Origin of the sequence: Streptomyces sp. NPDC008079, from assembly GCF_042957385.1 — a bacterium.
GTDB lineage: Bacteria > Actinomycetota > Actinomycetes > Streptomycetales > Streptomycetaceae > Actinacidiphila.
Window position 1 is genome coordinate 290,086 of the sequence record NZ_JBIBIC010000001.1, and the last position, 15,477, is coordinate 305,562.

General features: G+C 71.8%; 12 protein-coding genes. 5 read left to right on the forward strand and 7 right to left on the reverse strand.

The annotated features are described in order from the left end of the window. Window positions 1–17: 17 nt before the first annotated feature. Window positions 18–1,292, reverse strand: coding sequence for a SpoIIE family protein phosphatase (locus tag ACFZAM_RS01125; protein WP_391041812.1), 1,275 nt, complete (start codon window positions 1,290–1,292; stop codon window positions 18–20). 205 nt (window positions 1,293–1,497) lie between these two features. Next, window positions 1,498–2,007, reverse strand: a complete 510-nt coding sequence (locus ACFZAM_RS01130) for a MarR family winged helix-turn-helix transcriptional regulator (RefSeq protein WP_355339742.1) — start codon at window positions 2,005–2,007, stop codon at window positions 1,498–1,500. A 280-nt stretch (window positions 2,008–2,287) separates the two neighbouring features. On the opposite strand from ACFZAM_RS01130, the gene ACFZAM_RS01135 reads away from it, so the two are divergent. Continuing rightward, entirely contained in the window at window positions 2,288–3,277 is a 990-nt protein-coding gene (locus tag ACFZAM_RS01135) for a phosphatase PAP2 family protein (RefSeq protein ID WP_391041815.1), read from the forward strand. 166 nt (window positions 3,278–3,443) lie between these two features. Here ACFZAM_RS01135 and ACFZAM_RS01140 read toward each other — a convergent pair whose 3' ends face one another. Then, a complete protein-coding gene (locus ACFZAM_RS01140; RefSeq protein ID WP_391041817.1) occupies window positions 3,444–4,946 on the reverse strand; it encodes a DEAD/DEAH box helicase in 1,503 nt (500 codons plus the stop codon). Between the two features lie 267 nt (window positions 4,947–5,213). Continuing rightward, window positions 5,214–5,417, reverse strand: coding sequence for a cold-shock protein (locus ACFZAM_RS01145; RefSeq protein WP_161307368.1), 204 nt, complete (start codon window positions 5,415–5,417; stop codon window positions 5,214–5,216). A 405-nt stretch (window positions 5,418–5,822) separates the two neighbouring features. On the opposite strand from ACFZAM_RS01145, the gene ACFZAM_RS01150 reads away from it, so the two are divergent. The 3 genes from ACFZAM_RS01150 (at window position 5,823) to ACFZAM_RS01160 (ending at window position 11,542) form a co-directional block, all read left to right on the forward strand. Then, window positions 5,823–6,494 carry a hypothetical protein gene (locus ACFZAM_RS01150; RefSeq protein WP_391041818.1) on the forward strand — a complete coding sequence of 224 codons (672 nt, stop codon included), beginning with the start codon at window positions 5,823–5,825 and terminating at the stop codon, window positions 6,492–6,494. 651 nt (window positions 6,495–7,145) lie between these two features. Continuing rightward, window positions 7,146–9,227 carry a glycosyl hydrolase family 28-related protein gene (locus ACFZAM_RS01155; protein ID WP_391041820.1) on the forward strand — a complete coding sequence of 694 codons (2,082 nt, stop codon included), beginning with the start codon at window positions 7,146–7,148 and terminating at the stop codon, window positions 9,225–9,227. 335 nt (window positions 9,228–9,562) lie between these two features. Continuing rightward, window positions 9,563–11,542 carry an amino acid transporter gene (locus ACFZAM_RS01160; protein ID WP_355339728.1) on the forward strand — a complete coding sequence of 660 codons (1,980 nt, stop codon included), beginning with the start codon at window positions 9,563–9,565 and terminating at the stop codon, window positions 11,540–11,542. A 51-nt stretch (window positions 11,543–11,593) separates the two neighbouring features. Here the strand turns inward: ACFZAM_RS01160 and ACFZAM_RS01165 are convergent, their stop codons facing one another. Then, window positions 11,594–12,469, reverse strand: a complete 876-nt coding sequence (locus ACFZAM_RS01165) for a helix-turn-helix domain-containing protein (protein WP_391041822.1) — start codon at window positions 12,467–12,469, stop codon at window positions 11,594–11,596. Between the two features lie 174 nt (window positions 12,470–12,643). Here ACFZAM_RS01165 and ACFZAM_RS01170 point away from each other — a divergent pair, with 174 nt between their 5' ends. Further along, window positions 12,644–13,624, forward strand: a complete 981-nt coding sequence (locus ACFZAM_RS01170) for an aldo/keto reductase (protein ID WP_391041824.1) — start codon at window positions 12,644–12,646, stop codon at window positions 13,622–13,624. Window positions 13,625–13,636: 12 nt separating this feature from the next. Here ACFZAM_RS01170 and rpmG read toward each other — a convergent pair whose 3' ends face one another. Then, the gene (gene rpmG / locus ACFZAM_RS01175) at window positions 13,637–13,801 is read right to left on the reverse strand and encodes a 50S ribosomal protein L33 (RefSeq protein WP_355339719.1); all 165 of its coding nucleotides are present in this window, start codon (window positions 13,799–13,801) and stop codon (window positions 13,637–13,639) included. Window positions 13,802–13,912: 111 nt separating this feature from the next. Continuing rightward, the gene (locus ACFZAM_RS01180; protein WP_391041826.1) at window positions 13,913–15,394 is read right to left on the reverse strand and encodes an alpha/beta fold hydrolase; all 1,482 of its coding nucleotides are present in this window, start codon (window positions 15,392–15,394) and stop codon (window positions 13,913–13,915) included. Window positions 15,395–15,477 lie beyond the last annotated feature (83 nt).

Genomic DNA, 15,477 nt, shown 5'->3' on the forward strand with positions numbered 1-15,477 from the left:
GGCCCGGGGCCACCGGGTCAGGACGGCAGGCGGCGCGCGCGGGGGTGGAGGCGGGCGGCGAGCACGGCGACGTCGTCCTCGGCGCGGGTGGCGTCCAGTCGGGTGAGGACTTCGTCCAGGACGGCCTGGATCGCGGCGCCCGGCGGGAGCCGCAGATCGGCGAGGCGGGCCAGGGAGACGTCGATGTCCTCCTTGCGCCGCTCGACCAGGCCGTCGGTGAACATCACCAGCGTCTGGTCGGGGGTGATGTCACGGGTGGTCAGCTCGTAGCCGCCGACGCCCGTGCCCAGCGGCGGCCCCACGGGCAGGTGCAGCAGGCTGCCCGCGCCGTCCGCCGAGAACAGCACCGGCGGCAGGTGTCCCGCGCTGACCAGTGCCACGCTGCCCCGCGCCGGGTCGACCCGGACCAGCAGACATGTCGCCGGGCGGCGGGTGCCGTCCTCGGCCACGGCCGCGTCGAGCTGGCGCAGCACGCGGTGCGGCGGCAGATCCGCCGAGGCCACGTACCGCAGCATCGAGCGGTACGCGTTCATGTCCACGGCCGCGTCCAGGCCGTGGCCCATCACGTCACCGATCACCAGCAGCGTCCGGCCGAAGCTGAGCCGTACCGTCTCGAACCAGTCGCCGCCCACCAGGCTCCCGCCGCCCGCCGGGAGATAGCGGGTCGCGATGTCCAGGTTCGGGTGCGGGCGCCGGGGCTCGGCCAGCAGCGCCCGCTGGAGATTCAGCGCCGTGCTGTGCGCCGCCGTGTGCTGCCGCGCGTGGCTCAGGTGCACGGCCGCCAGGCGCGCCGCGTAGTGCACGGCCGCCGTCTCCTCCGCCGTGAACCCCCGCCGGCCCGCCCGTACCGCCAACAGCGCGCCGTACAGCCGCCCGTGCGCCAGCAGCGGCATCGACACCGCCGTACGCGGCAGACTCCCGTCCGCGTCCGCCGTCGCCGTGATCGGATGCCCCTCGTCCAGCGCCCGCACCGACAGGGACCGCGCGCTCAGCGGCGTCCTCGGCTCCAGCAGCTCCGACCTGCCCGCCGCCGCCGTCCGCGTCAGCGCCGGCTCCTCCGGCCGCCGGTCCGCCGGTACGTCCTCGGGCAGCAGGTCCACGGCCGCCGCGTCGCTCACCCGGCGGCACAGGAAGCCGACCAGCTCCGCGCAGGTCGTCTGCTCGTCCAGGGTGCTTCCGATGGCCTCGACCGCCTCCTCCGCCACCCCGAACCGGCCCCCGTCCGTGCCCTCCGCCACCCCGAACCGGCCCCCGTCCGTGCCCTCCGCCTCCCCCTCGACCGGTCCGCTCACCACTCCACGCCGCCTCTCCCACCGTTCGCCCTGGCGGGCACCCCCTGATCCTTCCAGGGCCCCCGCCGCTGCCCCCGTTCCCACGTGCCCGTCCCCCGGTCTTTTCCGGGCCGGGCCCCCTGTGTGTCGGCTCCAGGCGGGTGGGTGAGCCCGGCGGTCCTCAAAGCGCCCGCCCGCGCACGGTGAACGGACCGGGCCCGGGGCCCTACAGGGGCGAGCCGTCCCGGGCGGGGGCGGGGCCGTCGAGGAATTCGGCGAGCCGGAAGAGGGCGGGAAGGGCCGCGCGCACCGCCCGAAGGTCAGCATCGGGCAAAGCTTCAAGCGCGGCGTCCATCCGCCGCTCGTGCGCCAGCGTCCACGCGGCGAGCCGCTCCCGCCCGGCAGCGGTGAGCGTGACGACCGAGGCGCGCCGGTCGGCGGGATCGGTCTGCCGGGCGACGAGCCCGGCGGCGATCATGGGCCCGATGAGCCCGCTGACGGTGCTGGCGGCGAGCCGTCGCCGGACGGCCAGATCACCGATGCGGGCGGGCGAGTGCTCGCCCAGGACCTGCAACAATTCCACCTGGGCCATGGGCAGCGCCTCCCACGGGTCGTCGCCGCCGACGGACACCCGAAGGGCACGGCGGAGCCGGGTGACGGCCTCGGTGAGCAGCCGGGCGTCGGCGGACTTGCTGAGCGGTCGCGGCGGGGAAACCGCGGGGTGGTGCGGGGACATGCCCTTGAGCGTAGGCCCTGGCATGTCACGGACCACCTGTCCGCGGCCTCTCAGGAGCGGGACGGGACCCCGTCGCGGCGGGCGGTGACTCGTCACTTCGGCGCCACCCGGACGACGGAAACTTCGGTGTCCGATGTAATCTCGTCCGAGTCCGCCGGCCACGGCCGGACCGTACGGCGAGAGTGAAAACCTTCATGCTGCTGGCGTATCCCCCGAGTCCCGCACAAGGTGCCCGGCACCCGGGACGGGTCCTGCCCGCAGCCGCGCCGGAGGGCGGCCGATGACGTCCCCGACGCGCAACGCGCCGCGTACGGACGGCGCGCGGACGGACGGACCCCGTGCGGACGGACCCCGTGGCGACGAGCCCCGCACCGACATCCTCCGCAAGGACGCGGCCCCGGAGCCCGAGGCCGGGCCCGAGTCCGGGTCCGCGCCCGCCGAGGCCCCCAGGAGCAGATTCCGCCGCCTCGGCCCGCTCCTGCCCGCCCGGCTGCGCCGCCTCGGCCGCCCGCACCTGCTGGTCGAACTGGTCTTCAGCGTGGTGCTGTACAAGACGTACTCGCTGACCCGCCGCGCCGCGCCCGAGCACCACGAGGCCGCGCTGCACCGCGCCACGGACATCCTCAACGCCGAGCGCAAGCTGCACGTGAACATCGAGCTGACGATCAACCACGCGATCGACAAGATCGACTGGCTGATCGTCGGCATGAACTACTACTACGCGACGCTGCACTTCATCGTGACCCTCGGCGTCCTGATCTGGCTCTACGCCCGCCACCCCGCCAGCTACCGCAGCGCGCGCACCGCGCTGTACGCGGCGACCTTCGTGGCCCTGATCGGCTTCACCTTCTTCGCGCTGGCGCCGCCGCGCCTGATGGAGGGCCAGGGCTTCATCGACACGGTGGTCACGCACCATACGTGGGGCTCGTGGGACAACGACGACGTGTCGTCGCTGTCGAACCAGTACGCGGCGATGCCGTCCGTCCACATCGTGTGGTCGGCCTGGAGCGGTCTGACGGTCGCGGCGCTGGCCCGCAGAACGTGGGTCAGGGTCCTGGGCTTCCTGTACCCCTTCTTCACCTTCACCGTCATCCTCGCCACCGGCAACCACTTCCTCGCCGACGCCGTGGCGGGCGCCCTCACCCTGGCCCTGGGCTTCCTCATCCAGCGCCTGCTGCTCGGCCGCCCCGCCTACCTCTACCCGGCCCCCGACCCGCTCCCGCCGGGCCCCCTGGGTCCGGTGGGCGCCCGCACGGGCACCAGGCAGTAGTCCTCCGCGCGCCGCCGACGAACGCGCGCGCACCACGGCCGCGAGGACGAACGCGGCCAGGACGCACGAGGGCCCGAGCCGTGTCGAACGGCTCGGGCCCTCGTCGTACGTGTGGTGCCGGTCGTGCTGGTGGCGCCGGTCGTGCTGGTCGCGCGCCCCTGAGGGGTTACGCGGCGCCGCGCATCGGGGACGAGCGGCGGCGGGACTGCGACGTCGGACGGCCGCGGCGGGCGCGGGAGGACGGCGCGCCGGAGCGCTGCGGGCGGTCGGCGACCGGGTTGGTGATGGTGACCGGGATGCCGGACGGCGCCTGGGCGCCGGTGATCCGGGTCAGCTCGGCCTCGCCCGACCGCACCTGGGCCACCTGCGGCGCGATCCCCGCGTTGGCCATCAGACGGGTCATCTCACGGCGCTGGCTGGGCACCACGAGCGTGACGACCCGGCCGGACTCGCCCGCCCGCGCGGTACGCCCGCCGCGGTGCAGATAGTCCTTGTGGTCGCTCGGCGGGTCGACGTTCACGACGAGGTCGAGGTTGTCGACGTGGATGCCGCGGGCCGCCACGTTCGTGGCGACCAGCACCGTCACATGCCCGGTCTTGAACTGCGCGAGGGTACGGGTGCGCTGCGGCTGCGACTTGCCGCCGTGCAGCGCCGCCGCCCGTACACCGCTCTTGAGCAGGTGCTGGGTGAGCTTGTCGACGGCGTGCTTGGTGTCGAGGAACATCAGCACCCGGCCGTCGCGCGCCGCGATCTCGGTGACGGTCGCGTACTTGTCGGCGTCGTGGACGTGCAGCACGTGGTGCTCCATCGCGGTGACCGTGCCCGCCGACGGGTCGACGGAGTGGACCACCGGGTCGGAGAGGTAGCGCCGCACGAGCTGGTCGATGTTGCGGTCGAGCGTGGCGGAGAAGAGCATCCGCTGGCCGCCGGGCCGCACCTGGTCGAGCAGCTCGGTGACCTGCGGCATGAAGCCCATGTCGGCCATCTGGTCGGCCTCGTCCAGCACGGTGATCGCGACCCGGTCCAGCCGGCACTCGCCGCGGTCGATGAGGTCCTTGAGCCGTCCGGGCGTCGCCACGACGATCTCCGCGCCGCCGCGCAGCGCGCTGGCCTGGCGGCCGATGGACATGCCGCCCACGACGGTGGCCAGCCGCAGCCGCAGCGTGCGGGCGTACGGGGTGAGGGCGTCGGTGACCTGCTGGGCGAGTTCCCTGGTCGGGACCAGGACCAGCGCGAGCGGCTGCCGGGACTCGGCGCGCTGCCCCGCGGTACGGGCCAGCATCGCCAGGCCGAAGGCGAGCGTCTTGCCGGAGCCGGTGCGCCCGCGGCCCAACACGTCACGTCCCGCGAGGGTGTTGGGCAGCGTGGCGGCCTGGATCGGGAACGGTACGGTGACGCCCTGTACGGTCAGCGCGTTCAACACGGCGTCGGGCAGGTCGAGTTCGGCGAAGGACTCGACGGCGGGCAGCGGCGGGGTGACCGTCACCGGCAGGGCGAACTCGCCCTGCGGCGCGGAGGGCCGCCGTCCGTAGCCGCCGGAGCGGGAGCCGCCGCCGCTACGGGACTGGCCGCCGGAGCGGCCGGAGCCCGAGCCGGAGCCGCCCGTACGGGAGGAACCACCCGTTCGGGTGCGGCTGAAACGGTCGTTCGTGCGAGATGTGCGGTTCAAAGGAACCCTTCCTCGATGCGACACGTATCGAGGATTTCCCGGCGGCCGTGAGGCGGCGGGGACAATCGCAAGAACGAGCCGGATAAAAAGCGAAACGAAGCCGGTCGGGACATTTCCTCCCGTGGCTTCGACATTTCCGCGCCATGAAAAAGCCGTGGAAAACGGCGGAACGCGGTGGAAATCCGTACAACGCAACAAGCCGGGACCCGCACCCCAAGGCGCGGGCCCCAGCTATATCGCTGAACGTGTCAGGCGTATTCAGACGCGTCAGGCGGGAACGATGTTCTCGGCCTGCGGGCCCTTCTGGCCCTGGGTGACGTCGAAGGTCACCTTCTGGCCTTCCTGGAGCTCACGGAAGCCCTGGGCGGCGATGTTCGAGTAGTGGGCGAAGACGTCGGCGCCGCCGCCGTCCTGCTCGATGAAGCCGAAGCCCTTTTCAGCGTTGAACCACTTCACGGTACCGGAAGCCATATTAATCTCCTTCAGGGGCAGTACATCGAAGCCCGCGGATTACGGACCCCGTGTCGCCGCAATGATTGCCCCGTTCAGGAAAGAACAGCGGAAATACAAAAGTGCACCTATCGGCACGTATGCCGATGAAGGAGCACTTGTAAGTCTTTGGGAACCACAACTGCAACTGAAAACAACGGTACCACGGAACCAGATTTTCGCCGGGTAAAACGCGTCACACCCCGCCCCGGCGCGCCCCACGGGGTGTCGTCGGGGTGCCGACGGGGGTGTCGTCGGGGTGTCGTCGGCCCCTCGCCCGGGCGCGGGGGCGGCCGGGCGCGCGCGCATCACGATCGCGCCCGTATCCCGGTCCCAGGGGCCGTTACGGCTGTCGCGGGCACAGGTTCATCGGCCATACTTCGCGCCGTGGAGCAGAAAACAGGTCCGAACACCCCGCCGATACCGCCCGCCGGAGTCGACCCGGCGTACATACCCGGCCTGACGCCCCCCGCGCGGTCCGCCGCCGAGGCGCCCGCGCCCGTGGTGGACGACGACGCCCCGGAGGACGCGCCCCCGGCCGCGCCCGAGGCCGAGCCGGAACCGGCGCCCGAGCCCGTGCCCCAAGCCGCCGTCGAGGCCGTGGCCGAGGACACGGGCGCGGCGGACGACGAGGACGCGACGGAGGAGGACACCGGCCCGGTGTTCTCGGTCTCCGACCGCCGCGGCTCGATCACCGCCGACCGCACCGGCATCACCTTCAAACTGGACGGCGAGACCGCCGACTTCGGCTGGGACGAGATCGGCGCCGTCGAGATCGACACCCCGCGCTTCGGCCGCCGCTTCTCCGTCACCGTCTACACCTCGACCCGCCGCTGGTTCGACACCGACGTCGAGGCGCCCTCCAAGCCGCTGCTCAAGACCTGGGCGGCCGAGCTGGACGCGGTGCTGGACACGTACTTCGAGGACGACAAGCCGGACGCGGCCGACGCCACGGACGACGTGGAAGAGGTCGAGGAGGCCGACACGACCGACACGGCCGACGCCACGGAGAAGGCCGCCGAGAAGAAGGCCAAGGCCACCGAGGACGCCGAGGCGTAGCCGTACCGTCGTGGACGGCGCCGGTTCCCACCCTCCGGCGCCGGTTCCCACCCTCCGGCGCGGGGCACCGCATACCGCCGACGTACCCGGCGCCGTACGCCACCGCGGGCGACGCGTTGAGCGAGGTGCCGACGGAGACGCGCCACCGGCAGGGCCCTGGTCGCGGCGGGTGTCGACCGTCGCCAGGCGCAGCCGTCCGGCGTCGTCCGTGAGGCCGTGGCCGGTGAAGTAGAGCAGGACGAGGGCTTCCGCGTCGTGCCCCGGCGCGGCCAACTGCCGCAGCCCCGCGCCCTCGTGCTCGTGCTCGTGCTCGTACGGAGCGATCAGCGGAGCAAGTCGCCGCCCCACGCCTCGTCGCCTCCCCCGGGTGCCGCTCTTCGTGCCTGCGCGCCCGCGCGTCCGCGCGGCGCCGAAGTCCCCCCGATTCCGCCCCTGTTGGCACCCCCGCCGGGGCCGCTTCCCGGCAATCGCTCCGGCGCGGAGGCGGGGACGCCTGCAACAGGAGTTGCAGGTGATTGCAAGAAGTCAACCAACAGACGTAGTTCGACAGCAGGGTTACGAAATCATTTCGCATGAGCCTTGTGGAACCGGACGCGCGCGCCCTAATGTCACCTCACCCTCTCGGCAGGTCTCGACAGAAACGAGCTTTCGATGTCACGGAGCAGCACAGGCGCTGTGGTGGAGTGGTCGGGCAGACCGCGGCGAAGAGCCGCGGTCGTGGTCGCGACGGCGACCGCGGTAGCCGTCGGGTTCAGCATCATGGCCGGTGGTACGACCGCCCTGGCGGGTACGGGATCGGGCGGAACAGGCGGCGGTACGGCCCCGGTGGTGACGCGGGCCGCGCTCGACCCCTCGCTCGTCGCCGGCCGCGGCGCGAACGTCGGCTTCGCGGAGCAGGAGGCGGAGAACGCCGCGACGAACGGCACGGTCATCGGCCCCGGCCGGGACGCGTACACGCTGCCCGCCGAGGCGTCGGGCCGCAAGGCGGTGTCGCTGAAGCCGGGCCAGTACGTCGAGTTCACCCTTCCGAGTGCCGCCAACGCGATCAACGTGCGGTACAGCATCCCGGACGCGCCGACCGGCGGCGGCATCACCTCGCCGCTCGACGTGACGGTGAACGGCAAGGACCGCAAGGCCCTGACGCTCACCTCGCAGTACGCGTGGCTCTACAACCTGTACCCGTTCTCGAACGACCCGGGCGCCGACGTCCTGCACCCCGACTACTGGGTGACCGAGTGCGCCTGCGTGCCCCAGGACACCACGCCCGCACCGGTGTTCGCCAAGCCGTTCCGCCCCAACCACTTCTACGACGAGCAGCGGCTGTCGCTGGGGAAGACGTACCGCGCGGGCGACAAGGTGCGGCTCCAGGTCCCGGCGGGCGCCACCGCCGCGACCACCACGATCGACCTGCTGGACTCGCAGCTCGTCGCGCCGCCGAAGATCGACCTGATCGCGGCCAACGTCCTCGCCTTCGGCGCCGATCCGACCGGCCGCCGCGACTCGGCGAACGCCATCGACAAGGCCATCGCCTTCGCGAAGCTCGCGCACCTGAAGGTGTACATCCCGCCGGGCACGTACCAGGTGAACCGGCACATCGTCGTCGACAACGTGACGATCGAGGGCGCGGGTAGCTGGTACACGATCATCAAGGGCCGCCAAGTCGACCTCGCCACCCCGGCGCCCGACGGAAGCGTCCACACCGGTGTCGGCTTCTACGGCAAGGACGCGTCGAAGGGCGGGAGTTCGAACGTCCACCTGTCCGGCTTCGCGATCCAGGGCGACGTCCGGGAGCGCATCGACACCGACCAGGTCAACGGCATCGGCGGCTCGCTGAGCAACTCGACCATCGACGGCCTGTACATCCAGCACACCAAGGTCGGCATGTGGTTCGACGGGCCGATGAGCAACCTGAGGATCACCAACAACGTGATCGTCGACCAGATCGCCGACGGCATCAACTTCCACACCGGCGTGACGAATTCGACGGTCTCCAACAACTTCCTGCGCAACACCGGTGACGACGCGCTCGCGCTGTGGTCGGAGAAGACCGAGGACGCGCGCAACACCATCGACCACAACACCGTGCAGACGCCGGTGCTCGCCAACGGCATCGCGCTCTACGGCGGCACGGACAACACCGTCTCCAACAACCTGATCGCCGACCCGATCCGCGAGGGCAGCGCCATCCAGGTCGGCTCCCGCTTCGGCTCCGAGGCGTTCACCGGCCACCTGTGGATCACGGACAACACCACGGTCAGGGCGGGCACGTACGAACTGAACTGGAACATCGGGCTCGGCGCGATCTGGTTCTACGCGCTGGAGAAGAACATCGACGCGGACATCCGGGTGACCGGGGACAACTTCCTCGACAACACGTACAACGCGATCATGCTCGTCGCCGACTGGCCGGTGAAGGACCTGTACTCGGTCACCAACGTCCACTTCAAGGACATCAAGGTCGACGGCACCGGCACCTCGGTGGTCAGCGGCCGGGTGGCGGGCTCCGCGTCCTTCGAGAACGTGGTCGCGCGCAATGTCGGCGCCGTCGGTGTCAACAACTGCGGTTCCTTCAACTTCACGCCCGCGGGCTCGGAGTTCTCCCTGACCGACCTCGGCGGCAACACCGGCGGCGGTACGACCGGGCCGTGGTTCGCGTCGTGGGAGCTGCCGAACACGATCACCTGCGACGACCGCCCGCCGGTCGTGGCACCGCCGGCTCCGTCGGCGTGGTGACGGCTGCCCTTCGAGGAGCGCGCGGTGAGGAGCGCGCGGTGAGAAGCGCGCGCTGAGCGACACCTCGTGACAAGCGCCTCGCGCGAAGTCCATACGGAGATCCGTACAGGTTTCGCGCGGGGCCGCTAAGAAAGCGTTAAGACTCGCGGGCCGCGGTGGCCGGCGCGCCGGGACAGACCCCGGCAAAGCCCCCACCGTCCCGATGAAATGCCTGGTCGGCCGCCCGGAACACCCCGGGCGGCCGATCATGTGTCAGCGGGGCAGGGGTGCGTACGCTGGCCGGGCCGTCATCCGCGATGGCCCGACCGATCCGCCGCACCCCAGGAGCCCTCCGGATGACCACGACCGTCCCGCCCGAGCGGTCCTCGACGCCCCCGCGCAGCCGCTTCAGGGCCTGGCTGCTCGAAGGTCTCTCCGACATGGGCAAGCACCAGTCGGGCGGCGGCGGGGCGGCGGAGCGGGAAGCCGCGCCCGCCCACAAGGGCCAGCGCTGGTGGCGGGTGATGTGCCTGACCGGCGTGGACTACTTCTCCACCCTCGGCTACCAGCCCGGCATCGCGGCGCTCGCGGCCGGGCTGCTGTCGCCGATCGCGACGGTCGTGCTGGTCCTGGTCACGCTGGCGGGCGCGCTGCCCGTCTACCGGCGGGTCGCCGAGGAGAGCCCGCACGGCGCGGGCTCCATCGCGATGCTGGAGCGGCTGCTGTCGTTCTGGAAGGGCAAGCTCTTCGTCCTGACGCTGCTGGGCTTCGCCGCCACCGACTTCCTGATCACCATCACCCTTTCGGCCGCCGACGCCTCCACCCACCTGGTGGAGAATCCGCACTTCGCCACGGCGCTGCACAGCCACCAGATGGTGATCACGCTGGTCCTGGTCGCGCTGCTGGGCGCGGTGTTCCTCAAGGGCTTCCTGGAGGCCATCGGGATCGCCGTCGTCCTGGTCGGGCTCTATCTGGCGCTCAACGTGGTGGTCGTCATCGCCGGCTTCTGGCACGTCGCGACCGCCGGGCACGTCGTCACCGACTGGTCGCACGCGCTGACCGCCGAGCGCGGCAACGTCTTCGTCATGATCGGCGTGTCCCTGCTGATCTTCCCCAAGCTCGCGCTCGGCATGTCCGGCTTCGAGACCGGCGTCGCCGTCATGCCGAACGTCGCGGGCGACCCCGGTGACACCGAGGAGCGGCCGGTCGGCCGGATTCGCGACACGAAGAAGCTGCTCACGACGGCCGCGCTGATCATGAGCGTCTTCCTGATCTGCACCAGCTTCATCACCACCGTGCTGATCCCGAAGAAGGAGTTCGAGACCGGCGGCAAGGCCAACGGCCGCGCGCTGGCGTATCTCGCCCACGAGTACCTGGGGTCGGTCTTCGGCACGGTCTACGACTTCTCCACCATCGCCATCCTCTGGTTCGCGGGCGCCTCCGCGATGGCGGGCCTGCTCAACCTGATGCCGCGCTACCTTCCGCGGTACGGCATGGCCCCGCACTGGGCGCGCGCGGTGCGGCCGATGGTGCTGGTCTTCACGCTCGTCGCCTTCCTCGTCACCTGGATCTTCGACGCCAGCGTCGACAAGCAGGGCGGCGCGTACGCGACCGGCGTCCTCGTCCTGATGAGCTCGGCCGCGCTGGCCGTCACGATCGCCGCCCGCAAGGCGGGGCAGCGGCGCTGGACGGTCGTCTTCGCCGTGATCTCGGTGGTCTTCCTCTACACGACGGTCGTCAACGTCGTGGAGCGGCCCGACGGCGTCAAGATCGGCGCCTGCTTCATCGCCGGGATCATCCTCGTCTCGCTGCTGTCCCGGCTCGCCCGCGCCTTCGAACTACGCGTCACCAGCGTGGAGTTGGACGACATGGCCACGCGGTTCGTCCGCGACATCGCCAGCCGCCGCATTCGCTTCATCGCCAACGAGCCGGGGCTGCGCGACGCGGCCGAGTACCGCGACAAGGTGCACCAGATCCGCGCCGACAACGACATCCCGCCCGAGGACGACCTCGTCTTCGTCGAGGTCACCGTCCTCGACGCCTCCGAGTTCGAGTCCGCCCTGCGCGTCACCGGGCATGTCCTGCACGGCCGTTACCGCGTGCTGTCCCTGGAGAGCTCGTCCGTCCCCAACGCGCTGGCCGCCCTCCTCCTCCACGTCCGCGACACCACCGGCACCAAGCCGCACATCTACTTCGAGTGGACCGAGGGCAGCCCCTTCACCAACTTCCTCCGCTTCTTCCTCTTCGGCCACGGCGAGGTCGCCCCGGTCACCCGCGAGGTCCTGCGCGAAGCCGAGCCCGACCGCTCCCGCCGCCCCCGCGTCCACGTGGGTTAGTCCGCGCGGGCAGACCGCGCGGGTTTGTCAGCGTGCGTCAGCCCGCGTGCCTCAGACCGCGTGATCGGCGGCCTCGCGGTCGTTGGTCGCGGCCCAACTGGCCAGCAGATCAAGGGCGTCACGCGCGGGCGTGCCGGGTTCCGCGCTGTAGGCCATGATGGTCAGCCCGGTGTCGGCGGGCAGCTCCAAGGCGTCGTAGGCGAGGGTGAGTTCGCCGACGACGGGGTGGTTGAGGCGTTTGACTCCGCCGCGGTGCAGGTGGACGTCGTGGGTGGCCCAGCGGGTGCGGAACAGGTCGCTCCGGGTGGCGAGTTCTCCGACCAGGTCGCTCAGGGCCCTGTCGTGGGGGTCGCGCCCGGCTTCGGCGCGCAGGATCGCGACGGTGCCCGCCGCCATCCGCTCCCAGTCGCGGTAGAAGTCGGTGGCCGCGGGGTCCAGGAACATGAAGCGGGCCACGTTGGGCGGTCGCCCCGGGGTCGCGAGGACCGGGCCGAGGAGCGCCCTGCCGAGTCGGTTCGTGGCCAGGATGTCCAGGCGGCGGTCGCGTACGTAGGCCGGGGTCGTCGTGGACATGGAGTCCAGGATGCGCTGGATGCTGGGGCGCACATGAGGCTTCGGGGCGCGGGCGGGTGTCCGCGCTCCGGAACCGGCGGCGCGGGCCAGGTCGAACAGGTGGGCGCGTTCGGCCTCGTCGAGGCGGAGGGCGCGCGCGAGGGCTTCCAGGACGCCGTCGGAGACGCCGCGGGCGTTGCCGCGCTCCAGCTTGATGTAGTAGTCGGCGCTGACGCCCGCCAGCAGCGCGACCTCCTCGCGGCGCAGCCCGGTCACCCGGCGGAATCCGCCGCCGACCGGCAGGCCGGCTTGTTCCGGGGTGATCCCGGCGCGGCGCGAGGTGAGGAAGTCGCGGAATTCGGTGCGGGCGTCCATGCGTCCAACCGTACGGCTGTTTTCGCCCGCCTGACAGGCTCCGTCAGTACCTGTAACAGCAGGAATCCCCTGGTGAGAGGCCATGGGCAGCGGTTCATGCCACGGTGGGAAGGGAAGGCGATCCGCCGTCCCGGAGCAGGCGAGCGGCTCCGCGTCACCGAGGAGGAACAGGCCATGGAGTACACGCGACTGGGAACGTCAGGGCTCAGGGTCAGCCGGATCGCCCTGGGCTGTATGAGCTTCGGCGACCCCGCCACCAGACTGACCTGGTCCCTCGACGACGACGCGGCCGAGCCGGTCTTCCGCCGGGCCGTCGAGCTCGGCATCACCTTCTGGGACACCGCGAACATCTACGGCCTGGGCACCTCGGAGGAGATCGTCGGGCGGGCGCTGCGCAAGTACACCCGGCGTGACGACATCGTCCTGGCCACCAAGCTGTGGGCGCCGATGCACCAGGGCCCGGGCGGTTCCGGTCTGTCCCGCAGGGCCGTCATGGAGCAGATCGACGCCTCGCTGCGGCGCCTGGACACCGACTACGTCGACCTGTACCAGATCCACCGGTTCGACCCCCAGACGCCGGTCGAGGAGACGATGGAGGCGCTGCACGACGTGGTCAAGGCGGGCAAGGTCCGCTACATCGGCGCCTCGTCGATGTGGGCCTGGCAGTTCGCCACAATGCAGCACACCGCGCAGTTCCACGGCTGGACCCGGTTCGTGTCCATGCAGGACCAGTACAGCCTGCTCCACCGCGAGGAGGAGCGCGAGATGTTCGGCCTCCTCGCCCACCAGGGCGTGGGAAGCATCCCCTGGAGTCCCCTGTCCGGCGGGCTGGTCACCCGGCCCTGGGGCGAGCGCTCCACGCCGCGCGCGGCCGTCAACCGGACCGTCGACCCGCAGGACCGCCCGATCTTCCTCGACGCCGACCGGGCCATCGTCGACGCCGTCCAGGAGATCGCCCGGAACCGAGGCGTCCCCATGGCCCAGGTCGCGATGGCCTGGGTGCTGAAGAACCCGGTCGTCTCCGCCCCCATCGTCGGCGCGACCAAGCCCCACCACCTCGCCGACGCCGCCGCCGCGCTCGACCTCACGCTCACCCGGGAGGAGGTCGACTCCCTCGAGGCCCCCTACACCCCTCGCGAGCCGACCTTCTTCTGACCCCGTCAGGGCCTAGCGCTCCTCGCGGAACTCCACGTGCCGGCCCGCCGCCGGGTCGTACTTGCGCAGCACCATGCGGTCGGGGTCGTTGCGACGGTTCTTGCGGGTGACGTAGGTGAATCCGGTACCGGCGGTGGACCGGAGCTTGATCACGGGACGTACTTCGTTGCGTGCCATGACGTCCACTATACGAAAACGGTTGTCGTTGTCAATAAGCTCGGCTCGGGGCCGTCCCGGCGACCGCCACTGCGATGCCCCGCGTCCGGCGTCCGGGATTCCGAGCCGCGCTCACGCCGTGAGGTGGCCGAGGACGGCGGAGACGGCGGCGCGCAGGGGCGGGGTGGAGACGCGGGCGGGGTCGCGGGATTCGAAGGCGTGGTGGGCCTCGGGGGCTTCGACGACCTCCAGGGGCGCGCCGGAGGAGGCGGCCGAGGCGATGAACCGGTCGACCGTGGCGGCGATTTCGGGGACCTCGAGGGCCACGCGGGTGAGGACGGTGGGGAGGGCGGCGGGGGCGGGGTGGAAGCGGGTGGCGTACAGGCCCCAGTTGGGGAGGGGGGCGAGGACGGGGTAGCTCAGGGCGACGCAGCGCAGCCACGGCGGCGGGGCCGCGAGCCAGTCGGCGCAGAGCAGGCCGCCCGCCGAGAAGAACCAGAGGGCGACACGGTCGGGGTCCACGCGGGGGTCGGCCCGGACGAGGGCGACGGCCTCGGCCACGTCGTGGGCCGCGCGGTCGAAGTCGGTGAGGTCGTGGAAGCGGTGGTCGACGGTGGCGGCCACCACGCCCTGGGAGGACAGGAGTTGGGCGTAGCCCAGGAAGGCCGGCCAGTCGCGCGGAGTCGGGCGGACGTCCGGCGATACGGGGCCGCCGTGGACGAACACGACGGCGGGGGACGGGCGTTCGGCACGGGGAAGGTGGAGGTCGACGCGACCGTGCCGCTCGCGGGGGAGTTCGGGGACGGGGAGGGGGAACGGCCGCTGCCGGGGGGCCTGTTCACCCCTGGGCGCGAGCCGTCGCCCCTCCCCCGCGACCGCCCGCAGCAGGACGTCCGCCAGCCCGCGCGGAGCGGACAGCATCGGCCAGTGCCCGGTGCCGAGGTCGAAGAAGGTCACCCGCGGTTCGGTGAGCACGGCGAGCCGGGGGTCGCCGAGCCCGACCAGCGTCTCGACCAGCGCGATGCTCGAACCGTTCGCCGTACAGAAGACGCCCGTCACCGGCAGCGCCGCGACCGCGCCCGTCAGGCGCAGCGGCCGGGTGAGGGTGGCGCGCGGCTGCGGAGCGGCGCGGTCGGTCAGCCGGGCCAGCGCGTCCGCCGGGACCCCGGCCGTACTGCCGTGCCGTGCCCACTCCTCAGGGCCGGACGGCGGCGGGACCGGCCCGTCACCCTCCTGCGCGCGGTCCCGCAGCTCCTGGTCGCGGTAGAGCGCGAGCGGCGGATCGCCGTCCCGCGGGATACCGGTGTCCAGATGGACGACGCGGGCGGTACGCGCCGGGCGGCGGTCGGCGGCGCCGACCACCGGGTGGATGCCGTAGTCGTGCCCGACGAGCACCACCGGCCCCTCGGCGGCGGCCACCGCGTCGATCACCTCCAGCACGTCCCGGATGTGCGTCTCCAGATCGGTGTCGGGCCCGGCAGGACGGCCGCCGTCGCCCATGCCGGTGAGCGTCACCGGATACGCCCGCGCGCCCGCTTCCCGCAGCGCCCGCGCGGTCTCCCGCCAGATCCAGCCGCCGGTGTGAGCGCCTGCCACCAGTACGTACGCCGTCATGAGATCTCCTCGGTCACCCTGCGGAACGGCCGCTTTCCCGGCCGCGGGTACCGTAGGAACTCCCCCTGAGGGAGGTTCAAGCC